Origin of the sequence: Paenibacillus allorhizosphaerae (assembly GCF_042659105.1) — a bacterium.
GTDB classification, from domain to species: Bacteria; Bacillota; Bacilli; order Paenibacillales; family NBRC-103111; genus Paenibacillus_G; species Paenibacillus_G allorhizosphaerae.
Map to the genome: position 1 here is coordinate 436,161 of NZ_JBHSRV010000004.1, position 20,895 is coordinate 457,055.

Annotated in this window: 15 protein-coding genes and 1 other annotated feature; of the genes, 6 read left to right on the top strand and 9 right to left on the bottom strand. The window is 53.3% G+C overall.

Annotation, left to right across the window (positions count from 1 at the left end; translation table 11 throughout):
- Nucleotides 1–77: 77 nt before the first annotated feature.
- Nucleotides 78–2,519 (bottom strand): phenylalanine--tRNA ligase subunit beta, encoded by a 2,442-nt coding sequence (gene pheT / locus ACFQI7_RS18365; RefSeq protein WP_218098278.1) that lies wholly within the window; start codon nucleotides 2,517–2,519, stop codon nucleotides 78–80.
- 197 nt (nucleotides 2,520–2,716) lie between these two features.
- Nucleotides 2,717–3,751, bottom strand: a complete 1,035-nt coding sequence (gene pheS, locus ACFQI7_RS18370) for a phenylalanine--tRNA ligase subunit alpha (protein WP_218098279.1) — start codon at nucleotides 3,749–3,751, stop codon at nucleotides 2,717–2,719.
- Nucleotides 3,752–3,911: 160 nt separating this feature from the next.
- Nucleotides 3,912–4,162: a binding site (T-box leader), on the bottom strand.
- Nucleotides 4,163–4,167: 5 nt separating this feature from the next.
- On the opposite strand from pheS, the gene ACFQI7_RS18375 reads away from it, so the two are divergent.
- Together ACFQI7_RS18375 and ACFQI7_RS18380 are read left to right on the top strand one after the other, a co-directional pair.
- On the top strand, nucleotides 4,168–4,491 hold the full coding sequence (locus tag ACFQI7_RS18375) for a histidine phosphatase family protein (RefSeq protein WP_218098280.1): 324 nt from the start codon (nucleotides 4,168–4,170) through the stop codon (nucleotides 4,489–4,491).
- Entirely contained in the window at nucleotides 4,484–4,858 is a 375-nt protein-coding gene (locus tag ACFQI7_RS18380) for a histidine phosphatase family protein (protein WP_218098281.1), read from the top strand. The genes ACFQI7_RS18375 and ACFQI7_RS18380 overlap by 8 nt, the downstream gene beginning before the upstream one ends.
- Nucleotides 4,859–4,970: 112 nt before the next feature.
- Here the strand turns inward: ACFQI7_RS18380 and ACFQI7_RS18385 are convergent, their stop codons facing one another.
- Nucleotides 4,971–8,135 carry an alpha-mannosidase gene (locus tag ACFQI7_RS18385; RefSeq protein ID WP_218098282.1) on the bottom strand — a complete coding sequence of 1,055 codons (3,165 nt, stop codon included), beginning with the start codon at nucleotides 8,133–8,135 and terminating at the stop codon, nucleotides 4,971–4,973.
- A 222-nt stretch (nucleotides 8,136–8,357) separates the two neighbouring features.
- Nucleotides 8,358–9,383: a LacI family DNA-binding transcriptional regulator gene (locus tag ACFQI7_RS18390; RefSeq protein WP_218098283.1), complete on the bottom strand. Its 1,026-nt coding sequence runs from the start codon at nucleotides 9,381–9,383 to the stop codon at nucleotides 8,358–8,360.
- A gap of 184 nt (nucleotides 9,384–9,567) precedes the next feature.
- Here ACFQI7_RS18390 and ACFQI7_RS18395 point away from each other — a divergent pair, with 184 nt between their 5' ends.
- Nucleotides 9,568–10,407: an AraC family transcriptional regulator gene (locus tag ACFQI7_RS18395; RefSeq protein ID WP_218098284.1), complete on the top strand. Its 840-nt coding sequence runs from the start codon at nucleotides 9,568–9,570 to the stop codon at nucleotides 10,405–10,407.
- A 218-nt stretch (nucleotides 10,408–10,625) separates the two neighbouring features.
- Nucleotides 10,626–11,939 carry an ABC transporter substrate-binding protein gene (locus ACFQI7_RS18400; RefSeq protein ID WP_218098285.1) on the top strand — a complete coding sequence of 438 codons (1,314 nt, stop codon included), beginning with the start codon at nucleotides 10,626–10,628 and terminating at the stop codon, nucleotides 11,937–11,939.
- A gap of 327 nt (nucleotides 11,940–12,266) precedes the next feature.
- Here the strand turns inward: ACFQI7_RS18400 and ACFQI7_RS18405 are convergent, their stop codons facing one another.
- From ACFQI7_RS18405 to ACFQI7_RS18425, 5 genes are all read right to left on the bottom strand, one after another.
- Nucleotides 12,267–13,145, bottom strand: coding sequence for an ankyrin repeat domain-containing protein (locus ACFQI7_RS18405; RefSeq protein ID WP_218098286.1), 879 nt, complete (start codon nucleotides 13,143–13,145; stop codon nucleotides 12,267–12,269).
- Between the two features lie 106 nt (nucleotides 13,146–13,251).
- Nucleotides 13,252–13,887: a DedA family protein gene (locus ACFQI7_RS18410; protein ID WP_218098287.1), complete on the bottom strand. Its 636-nt coding sequence runs from the start codon at nucleotides 13,885–13,887 to the stop codon at nucleotides 13,252–13,254.
- Nucleotides 13,888–14,234: 347 nt separating this feature from the next.
- Nucleotides 14,235–15,116: an amidohydrolase family protein gene (locus ACFQI7_RS18415; RefSeq protein WP_218098288.1), complete on the bottom strand. Its 882-nt coding sequence runs from the start codon at nucleotides 15,114–15,116 to the stop codon at nucleotides 14,235–14,237.
- Nucleotides 15,117–15,118: 2 nt separating this feature from the next.
- Nucleotides 15,119–18,130 carry a GNAT family N-acetyltransferase gene (locus ACFQI7_RS18420; RefSeq protein WP_218098289.1) on the bottom strand — a complete coding sequence of 1,004 codons (3,012 nt, stop codon included), beginning with the start codon at nucleotides 18,128–18,130 and terminating at the stop codon, nucleotides 15,119–15,121.
- 346 nt (nucleotides 18,131–18,476) lie between these two features.
- Complete coding sequence (locus ACFQI7_RS18425) at nucleotides 18,477–18,767, bottom strand: hypothetical protein (protein WP_230414802.1); 291 nt, start codon at nucleotides 18,765–18,767, stop codon at nucleotides 18,477–18,479.
- A gap of 212 nt (nucleotides 18,768–18,979) precedes the next feature.
- Here ACFQI7_RS18425 and ACFQI7_RS18430 point away from each other — a divergent pair, with 212 nt between their 5' ends.
- Both ACFQI7_RS18430 and ACFQI7_RS18435 read left to right on the top strand, forming a co-directional pair.
- Complete coding sequence (locus ACFQI7_RS18430) at nucleotides 18,980–19,846, top strand: carbohydrate ABC transporter permease (protein ID WP_377517352.1); 867 nt, start codon at nucleotides 18,980–18,982, stop codon at nucleotides 19,844–19,846.
- Between the two features lie 31 nt (nucleotides 19,847–19,877).
- Entirely contained in the window at nucleotides 19,878–20,867 is a 990-nt protein-coding gene (locus tag ACFQI7_RS18435; RefSeq protein WP_230414806.1) for a carbohydrate ABC transporter permease, read from the top strand.
- Nucleotides 20,868–20,895: the final 28 nt, after the last annotated feature.

The following is a 20,895-nucleotide window of genomic DNA, read 5'->3' on the forward strand; positions in this document are numbered from 1 at the left end:
CCGTATCCAAAATTATTCGATACGGAGAATCGTTTTTCCTGCTCGTAAAGCTAATGTTTTGTCGAAGCTTTTCCAGTTTATTTCCTCAGTTCAGCCCCAAACGTCGTTTCAAGATCTGCCACGACGCGAGCATGAAGCTCGCTGACTTCCTCGTCCGTTAACGTACGTTCCGGCGTCCGGTATACAAGCGAGATCGCAACGCTTTTCTTATCTGCCCCAAGACGCTCGCCTGTATAAATATCGAACACCTGAATAGACTCGAGCAGCGGCCCTGCGGTTTCCTTGGCTTTGGCCGTCAAATCGCCGACAGCCACGTCGATGCCGGCTACGAGTGCCATATCGCGGCTGATCGCCGGGTAGCGCGGCAGCGGCTGGTAAGTAAACGACTCCTTCGCCAGCGCCGAGAGCGCGTCAAATTCGACTTCAAGCACATACGTATCGGAAAGGTCTTTCTTCTGCTGCAGCTCCGGATGAAGCTGCCCGATCGTTCCGATCACCTTGCGCGCGCCGTTCTGCTCCACTTCGATGTCCGCTGTGCGGCCCGGGTGGAATCCGTCCGGCTGGGATTTCACATACCGGAGACTCTCGATGCCGAGATAGCTGACCAACCCTTCGAACACGCCTTTCAAATCATAAAAATCGACATTGCCCGGCTTGCCCGACCAGTGCAGCTCGCTGCGTTTGCCCGTCATGAGCATCCCAAGCAGCAATTTCTCCTGCGGCAAACCGCTCAGCGTCTCTTCCCCGGTGATAAATACGCGGCCCAATTCAAACAAAGCGACATCATCCGTATTCCGGTTGCGGTTATACGATGCCGCCTCGATCAAATGCGGGATCAAGCTTGTACGCAGCGTGCTGCGATCCTCGCTCATCGGCATGGCGAGCGCAACCGGCTTCGCATCGCGGTAAGCACCGGCATAGTCGCGAATTTGCTCCGGATGGGTAAACGAATACGTGATCGCTTCGTGCAACCCGCTGTTCGTAAGCAAAGTGCGGGCGATGCGGCGTATTTGCTGCTCCTTCGTGAGCGCCCCCGGCGTCGTGACAACATTCATCAGCGTCGTCGGAATGTTGTCATAGCCGTTCAACCGGGCAACTTCCTCGATCAGATCGACAGCGCGGGTTATATCTCCGCGTCGGCTTGGCACGTGCACAAGCAGTGCGTCCTGCCCCAAAGTCTCAAGCGGGAAATTCAATCGCTCGAATATCGCCGTCACCTGGTCCGCCGTCAAGCTTGTTCCCAAATAACGGTTAATGCGGTCGACCGTTATTTCGATCTTCACCGGCTTATGCTCCGCTGCCACCGCCTCAACAATGCCGGACGCCACTTTGCCGCCGGCCAGCTCCGCCATCAAAGCGGCAGCACGGTCCAGCGCCGGAATCACCGCCTCCGGGTTCACTTCCTTCTCGAACCGAAGCGACGCTTCGGAGCGAAGTCCGAGTTGGCGGGACGTTTTGCGGACCGTTCCGCCGTCAAACTTGGCGGACTCCAGCAAAATCCGCGTCGTACCGTCCGTCACCTCCGAGTTCAAACCGCCCATAACGCCGGCAAGCGCTACAGGTTTGACGCCATCGGTAATGAGCAGCATATGAGGCTCGAGCGTGCGTTCCGTTCCGTCGAGCGTCACGAGTTTCTCGCCTTCGCGGGCAAGCCGGACGTCGATATGCCCGTTTGTCAACTGGTCAGCGTCAAACGCATGAAGCGGCTGGCCGTACTCGAGCATCACATAGTTGGTGATGTCAACGATATTGTTGATCGGCCGTACGCCTGCCGCCATAAGGCGGTTTTGCATCCAAAGCGGAGACGGCCCGATGCTTACGCCTTCGATCAGACGGGCCGCATAGTGGGAGCACTGCTCCTTTGCACTGATTTCGACGGAAATGCGGTCCGCTGCTTTTACCGTATCGTTCTCGCCTTGTTCGCGCTCCGGCTGCTTCACGCCGCGCCCTAGAATCGCGCCGATTTCGTACGCTGCGCCCAGCATGCTCAAGCTGTCCGAACGGTTCGGTGTCAGGTCGAGTTCCATGACCTCGTCATTGATGGCGAGCACATCCAGAATGCTGTCGCCGACTGTCGTGTTTTCCGGCAAGACGAGAATGCCTTCCTGTATTTCCTTCGGCAGCAGTTTGTCGTTCAAGCCGAGTTCCTTCGCCGAGCAGATCATGCCTTGCGATTCAACGCCGCGCAGCTTCGCCCGCTTGATCACGAGACCGTCCGGCAGCTTTGCGCCAACGAGCGCCACAGGCACCTTTTGACCAGCCGCCACATTTTTCGCTCCGCAGACGATTTGCAGATCTTCGCCTTGACCCGCGTCGACAATACAAACACTGAGTTTGTCGGCATCCGGATGCTTCTCGCGCGATTTGACGAAACCGACGACCACCTTCTCTACGCCTTTGTTGCGGTTTTCCACGAAATCGACTTCAATGCCGCTGCGAGTGAGCTTCTCCGCCAACTCCGACGCCGTAAACCCGCTCACGTCCACATACTGCGACAACCATTGATAAGATACTTTCATCGCTATTTCACGCTCCTCTCTTTTAACGATAAAGAAAGCTTACACCCACGGCCTAGCCGGACACTTTTCTTTATCACAAGAAACCTTCATTTAATCACAGTCGATCTTCCTTCAAGCGGAGCCGAACGCTTCCTTTATCACAAGAAAACTTGCCTTTGAATCGCGGTCGCTCATCTTGAATGACTTCGATGTTTTCTTTACAAATGAACAAACTGCTTCAAGAACCGCAGATCGTTCGTATAGAAATGACGAATGTCTTCAATGTCGTATTTCAGCATCGCAACCCGCTCCACGCCAAGGCCGAATGCAAATCCGCTGTATTCTTCCGGATCGTAACCGGCCATCTCCAGCACACGTGGATGCACCATGCCCGAACCCAATATTTCAAGCCACCCTGTATGCTTGCACACCCGGCAGCCATGACCGCTGCACATTGCACAGGTTACATCGACCTCCGCGCTTGGTTCGGTGAACGGGAAGAAGCTCGGACGCATCCGAATTTGCGTCTGCTTACCGAACAGCTCCTGCACGAACTGCAGCAGCGTCCCTTTCAGGTCGCTCATGCGAATGCCGCGGTCGATGACAAGCCCTTCAATCTGCGTGAACATGTGGGAATGCGTCGCATCGTCGTCATCGCGGCGGTATACGCGGCCCGGGCAAATGATTTTGACCGGCACATGTCCTTTCATTTTTTCCATCGTGCGCACTTGCACCGGGGAGGTGTGCGTCCGCATCAAAATCTCGTCCGTAATGTAGAACGAGTCCTGCATGTCGCGCGCCGGATGGTTTTTCGGCAAGTTGAGCGCTTCGAAGTTGTAGTAATCCTGCTCAACCTCCGGACCCTCGGCGACCGTGTAGCCCATCCCGATGAAAATATCTTCAATCTCCTGGATCACCTTGCTGATCGGATGAATCGCACCGCGGCCAACCGGGCGACCGGGCAGCGTTACGTCAATCGTCTCCGCTGCGAGCCGAGCGTTCGTCTCCGCTTTCGTATACTCAGCCTGCTTCGCTTCGAGCACTTCCTCGATCGCGGCGCGCACGTCGTTGGCCACCTGACCGATCACCGGACGCTCTTCCGCGCTTAATGCGCCCATGCCGCGCAAAATTTCGGTCAGCGGCCCCTTTTTACCCAAATACTTGATTCTGAATTCGTTTAGCTGCTGCTGATTCTCTACTTGCCCGAGCTCCTGCAGCGCCTCTTCTTTTAAAGCAAGCAACCGTTCCTTCATGGTCTCATGCACCCTCCTTAAATTCGTTATGCCGTTTGGTTCGCCGAACACAAAAAAGGCCCCTTCATCCCATCTGCTGTCAACTGACTCTGCTTCGCATGAGTAACAGTTGCAACGTAGTTGACAACTGACTCTGTTTCACATGAGTAGCAGTTGCAACGTAAGGGACGAAAAAGCCGTGGTACCACCCTTGTTAGAAGACGGACGGAATGTCCGCTTCTCACTTCATTCCAACATAACGGTTCGTAAACGACCGGTTCCTCCTACTTGCCGCGCAGCTATCGGCTACCGGTTTCAAAGGACTGCTCGGGAGCGAACTTCGGCAGCCTGATTCTACGGGGACGCTCTCAATCTTCGGCGTTCCCTCCCTGTGAAGAAGCACTGCTTACTTTTCTCCGTCAAAGCATTTTGGCTTTATGGATTTAACAAGTATTATATGCAAACGCAAGGGCAGATGCAAGGGCGGTTTATCGGGTTTTCCGCCTAAAGCATTGTGGACGCTTGCCGGAATCAATATTTTACCGCTTACGCCATTAGGCGTAAGTCAAGCCGGACGGCTCGGCGAAGCACTGCGGGACGTGCACTTCGACGTCATCTACACAAGCTCCAGCGGAAGCGCTCGACAGACGGCGGAACTGGTGCGCGGGCTTCAATCGGCCGACATTATCGCTTGTGATGAGCTACAGGAAATCGATATGGGCCAGGGAAGGCTGTATTCAGGAGGAAATAAAGGTGAGTGAGCCCGGGCGATTTGAACGATTTTGGAATGAACCCGACTTGTTCGACGGCGGCACCGGGGAGAGCTTCCATGATGTCAAGCGGCGAGCGCTTGCTTGTTTGAACGATGTTGTTGACACCTCTCAAGGGAAGATGATATTGGTTGCTACACATAGCGCCACCTTAAAGCTGCTGATGGCTCACTTTGAAGGCCGGCCCTTGCGGGATATTTGGAATCCTCCGTTTTTGCGGCCGCCAGCTTATGCAAAGTCGTGCTTCGAGACGGACGGCCCGACATTATTTTGTATGGGGATATTCGTCATTATGGGTGACTCTACAGTAAATAGATTCATGAGAGTAGAGATGACAAAAACCCGCCCTATAGTATAGACGTAGGCCGGGTTTGTCATAAATTACAACTCTATAAGTACAGCTTCAATGATAAACTTGGATTCACCATTTAACTTGATCAGAGCCTTGCTTGGAAAAACGGTTTGATCGATCATTTCCCCATATACACTAAGAACGTCTTAATCTCATAGGGTTTGATGAAAAATATGACATCATCGCCATCATTCGCTTCTCCAATCGGCCGCTCCATCAGGTCTGTCTCCTGCCAACCCGCGATGACGGCATCGCTCGTGAGCCGAACTTCCCCGCGGTTGCCTGCGAACTCGTGCAGGCGGACGATGATGGCATCATGGTCCTCCGCTTTTTTGACAGCATCGATCATCACGTGGCCTGCCGCGGTTTCCGACAGACGAAGCAGCGACATGGACGGCTGCTGTGGGGCGCCTGCTGCGGCGGTCAGTGGATTATTCAGCGACCAAGCGGCCTGCACCGTCCCGGCTTCGTGCCAATCGCCGGCATGCGGATACAGCGCATACGTAAATTCGTGCAGCCCTTGATCCGCACGCGGATCGGGTACCATGGCTGATTTGATCAATGACAGGCGCATGACGTTTCCTTTCACATCGTAACCGTATTTGCAGTCGTTGAGCAGGCTGACGCCATAGTTTCGCTCCGACAAATCCGCCCACTGGTGGCCAACCGTTTCGAATCTTGCATAGTCCCAGCTCGTGTTCCAGTGGGTCGGACGCTTGACGTTGCCGAACTGGATGTCGTATGTCGCTTCCGTGGCGCGAATGTCTACAGGGAATGCGACTTTCAGCAGCTTCCGCTGCTCACGCCAGTCGACGCGCGTATCAAAATCGATGCGCCGGTTGCCCGAGTAAACGATCATCCGCTGCACGACCGCAGAGCTGCCGTACTTCCACTCAAACCGCACGACGGCGCGGAGCGGCCCGTTTTCTTCGATGACAAGCTGCTGCAGGTCGGTGATTGAGCGCATTTTTTCCGTGTAAAAAATATCGATGTCCCATGCCTCATGGCGTCCTTTCGGCTTATCCTCGAACACCTGCAATTCGTTACCGCATGCGCCGGCCGATAAAACCTCTCGCGCATGCTCCTTATCGTAAATCCGGGTCAAGCGGCCGGAAGTCTCCCACTCGATGGCATAAAATGGAGTTTCCATGCCGTGATTCGACGTTTGAAATGGAGCGGATACAGGCTGCTCGGTACGGCCCGATGCTGCTTCCGGAAGAAATCGAATGGATGTATATCCCATCGGGGACACCCGATTCATGCGAACCAGCCAATCGTGCTCCAAACGCTGCGCCGCAAGCGGCTGCCCGTCGGCATCGAGCCATATCCCGTCTTTCTCCAACTCGCCGGAGACGGAAACGGCAACCAGATCGTCGCGCTCCCAGGAGGCACTGTTGAAGACCGTCATCGCCGTTGCCTCTTTATCCATTAAGGCTTCTTCCGCACGTTCCCGAGCCGCATAGGCAATGCCAAACGCTTCCGCATACTCTTGACGGCTGTCCTCGTACACTTCGCTGATCGAAGAGCCGGGGATAATGTCATGGAACTGGTTGCGCAATATGATTTTCCAACCTTCGTACAGCTCTTTTTGCGGGTAAGCTTCCCAACAAGAGCGAAGTACGCTACTCAAGACGCCGAGCCACTCGGTTTCACGGTACAGCAGCTCCAGCTTCCGATTAGCCCGTTTGTTATAGGCCTGGCTCGTGTACGTTCCCCGATGAAGCTCCAGGTACAGCTCCCCGTCCCATGTATGCACATAGCGGTCCGTCGAAGCGATCTGCTCCTGCAGCCGGTCAAAGTATTCGTCCGCCCGCCCCGTCGTGACATTCGGCAAGCCCGGCAGCCGGTCAAGACGTCGGCGCATTTCCAGCATCGGACGGTTGACGCCGCCCCCTCCGTCTCCATAACCATATGACAGCAGCAGCTCGCGATTCAGCTCTTTGTCGCGGTAAGCATCCCATATCCCCTGCACGGATTTCGGGGTAATGCTGCCGTTGTATGTATAATAAAACGCGCCCTCGCTGCTCCCGTTATCCGGAGTCGTGATGAAATGCGTCAGCACTTCGGTCCCGTCGATTCCCTTCCAATGGAATGTATCATGCGGCATGCGATTGTATTGGTTCCAGCTGATTTTCGTCGTCATGAACATGTCGATACCGGATTTTTTCAAAATTTGCGGCAGCGCCCAGCTGTAACCGAATACGTCCGGCAGCCACAAATACCGGCACTCTACCCCAAACTGCTCGCGGAAAAAGCGGGTGCCGTACAAAAGCTGCCGCACGAGCGATTCGCCCGACGTTAGGTTGCAGTCGGCTTCAAGCCACATGGCGCCCCCCGCTTCCCAGCGGCCTTCCTTCACGCGCGCTTGAATTTGCTCATAGATCGCCGGATAATCCGATTGCAAATAATCGTACAGCTGAGGCTGCGTTTGCAAAAATACGTAGTCCGGGTAAAGCTCCATCAGTCGCAGCACCGTGGAAAACGAACGAGCCGCTTTCTCCCGCGTATGCTTTAACCTCCACAGCCAGGCGACGTCGATATGCGTGTGGCCGATGCACTGCACGGTGACCGGATGATGCTTCGGCATGGCATCAAGCTGCTCTTGCAGCACGTTTTGGGCGGCGTATAACGATTCGTAAAAAGCGCCCGAGCCCGGTACGGACCAGTCGATTCGCAGAAACGCCCGGTCGAGCGCAGACAGCAGCTCATGATGCTCCGGGCGGTTCTCGCCCAGCAATTGAACGGTTTGCAGCACTGCGAGACTCGTATAATACAAGTCGTCGACCGCTTCATCCAGCCAGCCGACCTTGGCCATGCGGATTTCGTTCTCGATCGGCGCCGCCTTGCCGTAGCCGTTCAGTCCCGACCATAAACGCACATGAAATTGCAGCTTTCGACCGGCAGCGTCAGGCGGCAGAAATACCTCCTCGTGATTGCTGTCGACCCCTTGGTACGGCTCGCTGTTCAAAAACAGCAGCGCTTCGAATCCGCTGTTACCTCCGCCGCCGGTACGTCCGAAATCGAACCGGCCGACGATTTTCTTACCCTGCCAAGCGGCAGGAACTTCGAATTCATACGCGAGCCAAACGTACAGATCCCGGCCTTTATATCGGTCTCCGAGCACGACGGGATCCCACTTCCCGTTCTCCGGCGGCGGATATGACCCTATCTCTCCCGCCAGGTCCTCCTGCTTGCGCAGACCGGATACGGAACGCTCCTCCCGATAGCGGAATCCCGCCAATTCATTGATCCGGGCGGCAAGCTTTTCTTTGGTCCAAAACATAAGTTTTATCCTCCCCTGATATAACACGTGTTATAAATGCTTAAATTTTTATTATTCAAGTGCGTCGAGGCAAACCGCCCCGCTCTCTTTTTCAATCCGAATCAGGCAGTTACCTCCACATTCCCGCCGGAATCGGCGGTTCGGCAATATGTATCGGTCTAGCTTCTATGCACTTTTGTGAGGAGAACGTTTAAAATGGCCTTCCGCGATGGCATAATGCGCTTACATGCTTTCTCTTCGCATCAGCTTCGCCGGCAGCCATATACGCTCGGTATCAACTAGGTTTCTTGTCCCTTCGATATATTCGATGATCCGCCGACCGGCTGCTTCCCCCATCTCCGCGTAAGGAACTTCAACGGCGCTCAAGGAAGGAACCAACCCTTCGTTCAACTGCTCCGTATTATCCGCAGCCATTACATATACATCCTTGCCGATGTACAGCTTCAGCTCATAAGCCGCGCGATACACCGCCACCGAAGCTCGGGACCAGTTCGTAATCATGCTCACCGGATGCGCTTCATGCCGCAAAAGGTCGAGCCACCATGCCCGGTCTTGAGGCCATTCCTTCCACTGTCTTCGTATGAGGCGGGGTTCAAGTCCCCTTGCCTCCATCCATTCGTTATAGGCTTGCACACGATGACGGTCTCCCCAATTGGGCGCATACTCCGCCCGGTTATATATTTCAACATACGCCGGCGGAAGGCCGGTACGGGCCCAGGCGTAGTCGAGCGCCATGCGAATGCTTTCGGCATAATCCATCTGAACCGACGCAATCTCGACGCTTTCCGGGTACCCTTCGACGGAAACATACGGAATGCCGAGCCGCAGCACTTCCCGCTTCCATTCCTCATCGCCATATCCTGTCGTATCCTTCGTTACGATCCCGTCGATCCGGCGCTGCTGAAACAGTTCAAATAGGCGGTCCCGGCTACCTACACCGGCCCCGGCGCTGCATAGCAGCACGTAAAACCCGCGTTCGCCGCATACCTTTTGCAGACCCTGCAGCATTTGCGCGAAGAACCGGTTTTGCAAATTGCCGTAAGCGGCGATGCATTGGCTGCGCCCGGTCCGCATCCCTTTCGCATGGACGTCGACGGCGTAGCCCAGCTCCTCGATCGCTTTCAGCACCGCCCGCCGTTTCTCTTCACTTACCCCAATCCCCGGGGTGTGATTCAAAACGGCAGACACGACGCTGCGGGAAACTCCCGCCTTTTTGGCAACATCAAAACTGGTTACACGCTTCATCATAACACCTCTAGCACAACCATAACACGTGTTATAAAACAGGTCAATCTGATTATTGGATCTTTTTCTCATCCACGAACACGTCGGCAATGTTACACGGCATTAAAATGCTTCTGACAAGCTTTGACAATCAAGTTTGCAACAAGTAAGTTAAAGGTAGGACAGCGCTTACACCGGGAGGTGCGACGTGAGTAGAAATCAATTGTTAAACACTCATCTTTCCAATTTACGAGTGAACTTGTTATATTCCAAGCTTTCCCATTGCACGACCGATTGGAAACGGTTTAATACAATCCCAACTTTCAATAAAATTTATTATATTTGCGACGGAGAAGGCTGGATCAAAATCGGCAATCAAGAATTTATGCCCAAGCCGGGCGATCTGTTGTTCATTCCCGCCGGAACGCTGCAATCTTTTTCCGTGACCGAAGGGCGCCCATATACGAAGTATTGGTGCCACTTCAACTCCAATGTCGCATTTATGCCGTTGTTTCGATGGTTCGGCCTCCCGCATCTCATTACCGTGCGCAGCTCCGACGAATTGCAGCGTCAGTTTCAACTGTTGATCGACAATCTTATGAAAACGGGCGGCACGACTTCGCTAAAAATTCAATCGGCGCTGCTATCCGTCATTGCGCTCTTTATCGAGCGGGCAATGCTGGAGTGCCCTGCACTTTCGCAATCGGACAGTATTGACAAATTAATGGATACGATCCGCTTCATCGACGCCAACTTGTCCAAAGAAATTACGCTGGAGGAGCTTTCGCAAATCGCGCATTTTCATCCCAATTATTTGATCCGCGTGTTCAAGAGACATCTGGGCATGCCCCCTCATCGCTATATTCATGAACGGAGAATCAAGAAAGCGGAGCAACTGCTTGCTTCAACCGAAATGACCGTAAACGAAGTGGCGCAAACGCTCGGGTTTAACGATGTTTCCTATTTTTCCGCTTCTTTCAAAAAAACTTCGGGTGTTTCCCCTTCCGAATACCGCAATTTATTGTTCAAATACCAGATGAGCCTTTGATGCAATTTTTTGTCTTCTTCAACAAGAGCTTCCAACGGGAGCTCTTGTTTTGTTTTTTTATGACAGCGCAATACAAAGTTAATTTTATTAAACATTAAGGATATTTCAACCATATTCATTGTTGTTCCCGAAAGTTACTATAGGATTCAAACGATGGTCGAAAGAGTGAAATGTTTCATTCTCATCCATCTTATAAAAATAGGAAAGCGGGGCAACAAATGAATCGAATAAAAGGACAAATGATACTATCTACGGTGATGATAGCCGCCTTACTGGCCGGGTGCAGTACCGGGAAAACGCCCCAATCTTCGGAGGCTGCCGCTCCCCCAAAAGTAAGCAGCGATCCGGTGACGCTAACTTTGTTTCAGCAATTTAGCGAGCCCGATATCGTCATGAACAAACATATTATGGAAGCGGTTAAAAAGAAGTTTCCTCATGTAACGCTGGAAATTATCAAGAGCGGAAAAGGCACTACAGCGGAGGAGCTGCTTTCGGCTGGACAATTCCCCGACATCATTTACTCCAGCAATCCGTCGATCAGCAATGTTTACGTAAAACTGGGCCTCGTATACGAATTGACGGCGCTTATTAAAAAATACAACGTCGACCTGGGCAAATTCAATCCGCTTCTGCTCGATGCGATCAAATTGCAGGCCCCGAACGGCGAGCTTTATGCGCTGCCGCATTATGACAACAGCATGTATTTGACGTATTACAACAAGGACATTTTCGACAAATTCGGGGTTCCTTATCCGAAAGACGGCATGGTCTGGGAAGAATACCTTGATTTGCAGCGCAAGCTGACCCGCGTCGCGGACGGCGTTCAGTACCAGGGAATGGACCCGCAAACGTTCCGGTACGGGCATCCGGGCTATAGTAATTTCGCTGCCGGCACGAACGATAAGCCCGACCTGCTGAACGATAAATGGGTGGAGCATTTCAGGCTCGCGGCCTCGTTCTACAAAGTGCCGGGCGCGGAATGGAAACAAGGCAAGAAAAGCTGGACCGACCAGTTTTTTAAAGACCGGACGACGGCGATTTTTGCTTACCGCGATTACATAAGCAACTTCCAGGACCTGGAGAAGAACGGCACCCCGATGAATTGGGACATCGTCTCTTATCCGAGCTTTAAAGACAGCCCGGGGATCGGCATCGGTACGGATTCGCATAATCTAAGCATTTCCGCGACGAGCAAGCATAAGGAAGAAGCATTTCAGGTGATCGCTTTTCTCGTATCCAAAGAAGCGCAATCCGAACTTGTAAAGGACGGCAAACTGTCGCCGCTGACGGATCAAGATTTGAAAGACAATTTCGGCAAAAATTTGGACATTTTGAAAGGCAAAAACGTGCAGGCGATTTTCAAAACGAAGCCGACCGCACCGGAAAAAGTTAACCCCTTTTCGACCCTCGTTTCCAATGAGGTGAACACGATGTTCAAAGAGTTCGAAAAAGGCAACGACGACGTCGTCACTTTGCTGAGACAGGCCAATGAAGCGGCGGCAAAATCGATCGAGGCGGAGAAAAAGAAGTAGGAAGCGCATTTTGCAAATCCGGCTATTGAACGAGCTATGAATCAACGGAATTACCGAGCTCTTCGTTCGAGCGTGCTGAAGCCTCGAAGACCTTTGACTGCAGGCGATGTCGGAACTTCTTGGCCGGTACATTAGCATGTTATCACGCTGAACTGCTTCGGCCTTCCGTAAGCCGTTACTTTTGGATTACACCTGCTGAAAGAGTGATTTTGCGGCCCGGATTCGCAGCGTTTGCCAGACAAACGCTGCGAATCCGGGCCGCGCCATTACCGGCCGCTAGGAGCGCTTGCCGTTCCGCGCAAGCGCTCCTAAGCGGCCGGGTACCCTTTACCGCTGTGCCCCTAAGTTTTTCAAAAGCCGGACGATGTCCGGCTTTTTTCGGTGTTCCGCCATTTCCAGCGGCGTGGCCTTGTCTTTCGGAGCGGCCGCATGCAGATCGGCGCCGCGGCGCACAAGGAATTCTACCATCTCCGCGGAATCCCCGCCGGCAACCCAGTGCAGCGGCGTGCCCCGAAAGTGGAAGCCGGACGGCATCGCATTGATATCGGCTCCGCGATCGAGCAAATAGGCGGCGCTTTCGATTCGGTTATTGATGACGGCGTAGATGAGCGCCTGCTCCATCCGCTCATCGCCGGTCGTATCCGGCCGGATCGCGTTCTTCACCGGGGCCGTATGCGCACCGGCGCTTGGGAGCAAACAGCCGTCTGTGCCGAAGAAACGCGGAAGCATGCCGGTAAGACCCAGACCGGCTGCGAATTCCAACGTGACGGTGGCGCCGCGCCGCACCAGCATCTCAGCCGCTTCGCGGCACCCGTAGAAAAGGGCTTGCGCCAACGGGCGCAAATCGCCGTTCAGCCCGTCCACCGCTGCGCCGCAATCGATCAGCAGCTCGGCCATCGCAACGTCGTTCGCGCTTACCGCCCACTGCAGGGAGGTCTCCCCCCGGTCAGGATCGATGGCAAGGGCGTTGACATCCGCTCCCGCAGCGATGAGCGCACGTCCTGTCTCAAACTCGCGCGGAAAATGCCCGGGCCAATCGCACAGATGGTTTAACAGCGTTCGGCCCTTCTGCGAACGGGCATAAGCCAGCTCCGGGTGTTCACGCAGCAGCTGTATAAGCGACTCCACACCGCCTGTCTTTACGGCCTGGACCGCCGAAGTGAACACTTCAGCGAGCTCGCCTACTCCTAGTCCATCTTCAACCATGTGATCCATCTCCCTCAGGCACCCTCTCGAAATCTCATAGTTCACATCCTCAAAATCCTCTTATTTCCATCATACCATTTCATAAACGTATATTCATTGTACGAAACTATTTCCGATCCAATGCTTTACTGCCTCTGGACAAAAATCTTCTCGCAAGCGCCGCTTTATTTTGCCTAACGATTAATCCGATGACCAGTACGACCGCTATGACGGCTACAGCGATGCCGGAATACCGGGAAATGAGATGGAGCAGCTGTTCGATGTTGCGCCCGAACACTTTTCCGACCGAGACATATACCAAAACCCATACAAATCCGCCGATATAGTTATAGAAGAAAAACGTGCGCTGCTTCACCTTCAAAATACCGGACACATAACCGGTAAAATGCCGCAAGCCGGGGATAAAATAACTGACAAGAATCAGCTTGTCTCCGTATTTGTCAAACCATCCGGATACTTTGGCTCTTCGTTCCCGATTCATAAAAAAATACTTGCCGTATTGATCAAAAAACGGCGTTCCGAGTTTGTACCCCAAATAATACGTAAACGTCGTCCCGACAATGGCTCCCACATAAGAACAGAGAATAACCAAAAAGATATTGAAGCTCCCGTAATTCACCATGTGGCCCGATATGGCCATGGCCAGCTCCCCTGGAAACGGCAAAGCCAAAGATTCCGCAAACAAGCCGATAAATAAAACGAAATATCCGTATTGTTCAAAAAGCGCGCTCATCGATTCCATTGAAAGTTCCTCCAGGCCGATAAATTCGTATTTACCTTGCCTAGTTTAGCTAAAATTAGCAAAATCCAGAACTGTCTGCGGTTTAGTTTTGGCACTGGACCAAGGTCTTGGGTGAGCTATTACTTGGGGCTAATTCCGGTTAACGAAAAATCAAACCTAGCGCGTTGAACGAACGCAACGGGAACCAGGCGTACGAAAAAAACCGACTGCTCGTATGCAGCCGGTTATTGCGTGAAAGCGTATGGTTGAATCGACACGGAGCGGACCACCGGTTTCAGCCACTGTCATAGTGACGGGGTCAGCCTCCGCCTACGCGGGCTCCCTTGAAAACAGAGCAATGCCGCTCTTCAGCCTTGCAACTGGGCAAGCCTTGGCCCGATCCTTGGAAAAACTTGCAGCGCATTGCGGTAAAACACCTCTTCGTGGTGCTTCTCGGGAATAAGACGCTTCACGAAATCGATATACACGTCGATCGGAGCGAGCGGCCAGTCGGTGCCGAACAGCATTTTCTCGTAATTGTCAGCATAGACGAGCGCTCTTCGAAAATGATCCATAAACAGCGGTTCGTTGATGAACCGGTCGAATTTGAGACGGTTTCCTACGACGAGGCCGGACAAATCGGCATACACATTCGGGTTTTTGGCGACGACTTCGGCCGCATCCATCACCCAGGGATCTCCAAGATGACAGATCATGAAGCGAACGTCTCTTTGCTGAAAGGCCAGCTCATCCACCGTAAGCGGGTGCGAATATTTCAACAGACCGTTCATGGAATACGTATCGCCGGTATGGATGACGACCGGAACATCGAACCGCTTCGCCAATTCGTAGACCGGACCGTACACTTTATCGGTTACGAAGTAATGGTAATATCCTGCGTACAGCTTGATACCCGCAACATCGGACGAAGCGAGGCGCTGCTCGATCTTGTCCAGCTCCTTCGCTCCTTCCGGCGAAGCGAGCCGTACCGGATTAATCCCGACGCACTCCATGAGATAGGGAGGCATCGATTCGACCAGGTCGAGCCCCATCGGATTTGCCGCCTGGGAATCGGGAAACGTGCCGCGCGTCTGTTCCTGCACGCCCATCCCGATCCCCAGGATGACGTCATTCCGATCGAATTCACGTTTCAGTCCGCTCGCAGAGTAATCCACTCCGGAGAGGTCCCGCGCCGTAGAATGAAAGCTCTCGATGTCGGATAAATGGATATGAATGTCGATGATCGGCATGACTACCCCCTATTATTGTCGTCAAAACGAATTTCCGCCAATCCCCGCAGTTCCTGATATGTAAGCGGCACTTCGGCAAAAGCAAAAAACACAGGTGCCGTCCATGCGGATGCTCCGGATAGCAGCGGGCGGTTTTGCGAAGCGCTGTAGTCAACAAGCTGGTTGTTCGTATACGCATGGGCGTTCGAACCCGGATACCGATTGAGAGCATGAACGATCGTCCGACGGTGATCGGAGCCGTAGCGGATCAATCCTTCCGAAGGCAGATCGCTGCCGACTTTGCCGGAGCGGTTCGTCAAGCGCGTTGTACAACAAAGCACCGGCGCTCCCGGAAGAAGCAGCGCGAACAGGCTGAGCTCGATCCCGCGGTTTTTCTCGTGTTTCTCAATATGCGTATGCAAAGCGACGCCACTCCACATGTTGCCCATGCTATCGGTCAAGGAGACGAATTCAGCGCTCCGCCGCTCTTCCTGCTGGCTTAGCGGGGACATCCCTTGCACAGAGGCGGAAATACCGCCATGCCACGGGTTCCACCACGAACGCGGGCCCGCTTCGGGGAAGGAGCTGTCGAGCCACTGTTCCCCGTTGTACACGAGGGAATGCAGCGCTGTGCCAAAATCCGGCGACGCCTCAAAAGCGAGCGGGCCGTTCGAGCAGCAATACGTTTCTCCTGCGGCACCGCGGCGAATCTGCCGTTGAACGTGCCCTTCCGTAACGGGGATAAGAGCCATGCTTCGCTCGAAGCGCAGCTCGTCGGCTTCAAACCGCATTCGAACCGGCTCGATGACCCCGGTTGGCCGATGCGGAAGTGCAAATTCCGCCGAATGAACGGCGTCCTCCTGCCGGAATGTTTCCTTGATCGTCTCGGACCCTTCGCTGCAGAACGACAACGTTATGCTCCCGCCAAGCGGCTGATTCCGATGCTGGCGGACTACGAGCTTCGCGTCTAGACCGATGAAGGGATTCCCCCCGTTCACGCTCAATTCAAAATGATCTTTCAGCAGCGGACGAACCGGGTCTCTTCGCTTCTGCGCATAGGAGCGGAAGTCCCACCAATCCGTATACGTACCAATGGCTAGAAAGGTTGATGGGGTCCGAAACGTTTGCCCCGCAGCCAGCCGGCCAAGCTCATGTTCTATGCCGAACTGCCATTCCAGCCGTACAAGCTTCACGGAAGGGTCCCAGCAAAATCCGCAGGACAGCTTCTCGCCGCGGCTGAACAGCCAATTCTCGGAAATTCGCTCAACTTCCCAATCATCGAAGTTGGAGGCATACCGATCCTCCAAATCATAGTAATGCCCGTCATAAGGGAGCACCAGCCGGTTCGAACGGTGGTGGAAAGGCTCAATGAAATGCAGCTCGTCTTGAACCGCTTCCTCCGACCCATTCCGTATTTCAAAATACCGCTCTGCGATCCCATTGGCACTGAGCCGCGCGATGGACGTAAAAGCGACAGCCGGATAATCATCCGAACGGTACTCCGCCTCGAGCACCATTACGTCTCCGTCCTGATACATGTTTACCGACTCCGCCTTCTTTTTGGAAAATTCCGCGGAATACGGCTTTCCGATTCTCGGATACGTCCACCACGTCTGGTTGCTCCCTTGAAAATGGGACGGCCACAAATCGTTGTTTGTCTTGTTCAGCGAAATCGTGTGAGGCCCGTTCACGACAACCCAATGATCGACTGCATCTCCGCCAAAACGCCCGGTATTTCCTTTAAAAATACCGTGAAGCTTACGTATGAACGTGACGGCCGTTCCGTCTCCGTTATCCGGAATGGCTGTCATCTCTACGTCTTCCGAATAAAGCCCGAAATGCCGCAGCGTATACATTATAGGAACGGTTGCCTTCTCTTTGGCGGGAATGCGGACGGATACCCGGGCGTTGCCGAATTCGATAAATTCGGAGGACGGAAGCACGAATTCGAACAAGGCCAGCTCTTTGAAATTATTTTCGAACGTAAGCAGCGCTTCTCCCGGAACCCCGACATACTGCTCTTGCCCTTTTACCTCCAGTTTCACCTTGGCCGGAAACTTGGGCGCGATCCCAGTGCGGAACTCGGCCTTTTTGCCGTTAATCGTCCAAATGGATGCAACCGCAGGATGGGTTTTCCAATCGCTTTGTTCCTCCAGTACCTGATCGAGCTGAAATTCGCCCATCACCACCGTGGTGTCCTGTACCGTCACCGATTGTTCCAATGCAAAACGAATGTTTTTGTCATCCTGTCCCCGGATCGTGCACGCAAGCGGCGCGCCGGATTTATTGCGGATCACGTAACGGACCGGATAACTGCTGCCGAACACCAGATCATGGTCATCGATTTCAGTATGGATCGAATAATCGTTCGTCTCGATCAGCCGTATGCCTCTGCCCGTCTTTTCAAACTCCACACGCAGCGAAGTTCCGTCCTTGTGCCATGCGTATTCGAAATAATCGAATCCGTTCTCCGAATGGCCGTCGGGCTGGATTTCCAGCGAACGAAGACTGTCTGCATACCAGTCGATTCTTTTCAGATAAGGCAGCAAGGCTTCCGTCTGCAGCACGGTCGGGATGAAGTTCATCAGGTGAACGGAATTGTCTTTCTTTTCCCAGAAAAAACCGCATTTTTTATACATCGGAACCGCTTTCGTATTACCGGCCCAAGTGAACAGATCAAGCCTCGGCCATCCCATATCTACCGTCGTCTCGACCGCTTTGAGAATAAGCGCCTTTCCGACCTTACGGCCGTGGTAGTCCGGCCTGACATTGAGCAGCGGTACGTACAGCGCTCCTTCGTCCTGCTTGTAATGGGAAAAGCTGCAGAAGCCGACAACTTCATCGTCGTGTATCGCGAGGAATACTTTCAGGTTGCCTGCATTCTCCAGCTCCCTGTCGACGCTCTCGGCACTGCGGACGCGATTGCCCCCGCCCCAGCTCTCCTGGCTCACATTCCACATGTCGGCAACAGCTTGGGCGTAGCACGGCTCGTACTCCACGATTTGCACAGGGTCTAGCACATGTACGGACTTCATGATCCACCTCTCAGCAATCATTTTTATTTCCAATAAAGGAATGAACTTCCTTTTATTGTAGGTTTGGTCCATGATCCGGTAAAGTGAATTTTTAATTTATAACGAAGTGGCACCCACTATTCCAGTGCAAATGCCGCGGACAGGGCCGGGCAAGGATGATAATGAATGGTAAAAGCACTATTTTAACGGATACACCATCCTTAGATCTTTCTCCGCTTTTAGCGCATTGTAAAAGCAATGGTTGTGATCGGCGCCCGCGATACAAAGTATCTTTTTCCCGTTGTACTTCATAATCGCATTCTTAATCCGCTGTATCATAATCTGATGGCGGCAAATCCACCGGAAGTTATGCACCTCGGGGTTGATTCAGCTCAGCCCAGTCCACCGGAACAAACGGAATGCCGTGTTCCTCGCAAAGCGGAAAGATCAGTTCCCAGTATTCGCTTGCCGGCATGCCCCAATATTGTTTATACGTCTTGTCTGCCATATACCGTTCCCAGCTTTCGGGAAGAACTTCACCGCAAATCACATCCGGATGAAATTCGAGTATCAGCTCCTTTATGAAGTCAAGCGTCAAGCCATACTTTACACGTAGGTCGTTATCATGCGTTACCCCTAATATACCGAGCGTTGTCATATGGTGCTCCTCTTTAAATTTCGATATGATTTTAGCTTCATCACATTATGGCAAGTCACCCCACGCCTCCCTTAAGACGGACAGGCACCGAAGCTCTGGCCGTTCCAATTTCCGCTTCGAAATCGCAGTATCACCTGCCTCCTCTTTTCTAAGCAATTTCTAATTTACTTTTGCGAGAATGGGTTCAGAGGAGAGGAGGTGACCGATTTGTGTTGAGACGCTTGCGAAACAATGATGGGTTGACGGCGCTGTTGTTTCTGCTGCCGAGTCTGACCGGATTTTCCGTATTTCTCCTTATTCCCTTCGTCATGGGGTTTTATTATTCGCTGATGGACAGCCCTGTGGACGGCTCGTTTGCGGGACTTGCGAATTATCGTGAGCTGCTCGGAAATCCCGTGTTCCGGCGTGCGGCTGTGAATACGTTCCTGTTCACGGCTCTCTGCGTGCCGCTTAACATGGTGCTGTCGCTTGGGCTGGCCATGCTGCTCAACCGCAAGCTGCCGTTTCGCCAGTCGTTTCGGATTTCGTTTCTGGGTCCGCTCGTCGTGCCGGTCGCCTCGGTGGTGCTGGTCTGGAAAGCGCTGTTCGATCTGCATGGGTCGCTAAACGGATGGCTGGCTTCTTGGGGGATCGCCTCGAAAGATTGGATGGAAAGCGGCGCGGCGTTGTTCGTGGTCATCGTCGTCTATTTATGGAAAAATATCGGCTACAACATGCTGCTGTTTCTTGCCGGGCTGCAAAATATTCCTGCAGACTATTACGAGGCCGCGTCGATCGACGGCGCCGGCAAATTCAGGCAGTGGCGGTCGATAACGCTCGTCTATTTGACCCCAACCGCATTCTTCGTGTTCATCATGTCGATCATCAACTCGTTCAAGGTGTTCCGCGAGACGTACCTGATCGCCGGCGATTACCCCGATCCGAGCATATACATGCTGCAGCACTACATGAACAACATGTTCAAATCGCTCGACTATCAAAAATTGACTTCAGCCGCTTTCCTGATGGCGCTCGCCATCGTACTGCTCGTTTGGATCATGTTCCTGGCGGAAAGGCGCATCAGCAAGACGCTCGGGTAACTGCGGGTCCGTGTTTGAAAGGAGATTTACGATGGAAACAAGCAAACCGCAATTCAAGCCCTTCATCCGAAGTCCCGTAAGCCGAAAAGGCGGAGGTTTCGGCACAACGCCGGCTGCTCGCCCGATGGTGCGCATATCCCGTTTCGGCCGAAAAGTCGGACAAATGGCACTCGTCATCGTTCTCACGGCTTTGACGCTCGCTTTTCTTTTTCCGATGGCACTGACGTTCGCCAATTCGTTTATGACGGAATACGAGATTACGAATCATTATGCCGCTCTGGCCGGAGACACATCGAACCAAGCGAATGGCGCAAACGGCAGCGCGTTCGTCAGCATGAAATGGATTCCGGAACGGGTGACGCTGTCGCAATATTATACCGTGCTGATCGGCCGGCCGCATTATCTATTCATGTTCTGGAACTCGGTAAAAATGACGGTACCCATCATCGCAGGCCAAATTGTCGTCGCATCGCTCGCTGCGTACGCGTTCGCCCATCTACGCTTTAAATTCCGCGAGCCGCTGTTCTTCATGTACATCGTCACGATGCTGATGCCGTTTCAGGTGACGCTTGTGCCGAATTTTATCGTGGCGGACCGGCTGGGCTTGCTGGGATCGCATTGGTCCATCATTTTTCCGGGCATATTCAGTGCGTTCGGCGTTTTCCTGCTGCGACAGTTCATGACGTATGTCCCTGGCAGCTATATCGAGGCGGCGCGGGTGGACGGAGCGAGCCATCTGTACATATTCACCAGAATTATGATGCCCATGTGCAGTACGGGGGTGGCCTCCCTCTCGATTCTCGTGTTCATCGATAGCTGGAACATGGTGGAGCAGCCGCTTATCTTTTTGAAGGATGCGCTGCAGCAGCCGCTGTCCGTCTATTTGTCGGTCATCGGCGAAGGGGAGCGCGGCATCGCTTTTGCCGCTTCCGCGATTTATATGCTGCCGCTTCTGCTGATCGCCCTTTATGCGGAACGGTATTTGGTCGAAGGCATTCAGCTTTCCGGCATCAAAGGGTAATGGCAGCGGTCGCTTACGATGTGGCTTT

Excerpts from the sequence above, each read along its gene's own strand:
- pheT (WP_218098278.1), bottom strand. The coding sequence starts at position 2,519 with ATGAAAGTATCTTATCAATGGTTGTCGCAGTATGTGGACGTGAGCGGG.
- pheS (WP_218098279.1), bottom strand. The coding sequence starts at position 3,751 with ATGAAGGAACGGTTGCTTGCTTTAAAAGAAGAGGCGCTGCAGGAGCTC.
- ACFQI7_RS18375 (WP_218098280.1), top strand. The coding sequence starts at position 4,168 with ATGGATTTAACAAGTATTATATGCAAACGCAAGGGCAGATGCAAGGGC.
- ACFQI7_RS18385 (WP_218098282.1), bottom strand. The coding sequence starts at position 8,135 with ATGTTTTGGACCAAAGAAAAGCTTGCCGCCCGGATCAATGAATTGGCG.
- ACFQI7_RS18390 (WP_218098283.1), bottom strand. The coding sequence starts at position 9,383 with ATGATGAAGCGTGTAACCAGTTTTGATGTTGCCAAAAAGGCGGGAGTT.
- ACFQI7_RS18400 (WP_218098285.1), top strand. The coding sequence starts at position 10,626 with ATGAATCGAATAAAAGGACAAATGATACTATCTACGGTGATGATAGCC.
- ACFQI7_RS18405 (WP_218098286.1), bottom strand. The coding sequence starts at position 13,145 with ATGGTTGAAGATGGACTAGGAGTAGGCGAGCTCGCTGAAGTGTTCACT.
- ACFQI7_RS18410 (WP_218098287.1), bottom strand. The coding sequence starts at position 13,887 with ATGGAATCGATGAGCGCGCTTTTTGAACAATACGGATATTTCGTTTTA.
- ACFQI7_RS18415 (WP_218098288.1), bottom strand. The coding sequence starts at position 15,116 with ATGCCGATCATCGACATTCATATCCATTTATCCGACATCGAGAGCTTT.
- ACFQI7_RS18420 (WP_218098289.1), bottom strand. The coding sequence starts at position 18,130 with ATGAAGTCCGTACATGTGCTAGACCCTGTGCAAATCGTGGAGTACGAG.
- ACFQI7_RS18425 (WP_230414802.1), bottom strand. The coding sequence starts at position 18,767 with ATGACAACGCTCGGTATATTAGGGGTAACGCATGATAACGACCTACGT.
- ACFQI7_RS18435 (WP_230414806.1), top strand. The coding sequence starts at position 19,878 with ATGGAAACAAGCAAACCGCAATTCAAGCCCTTCATCCGAAGTCCCGTA.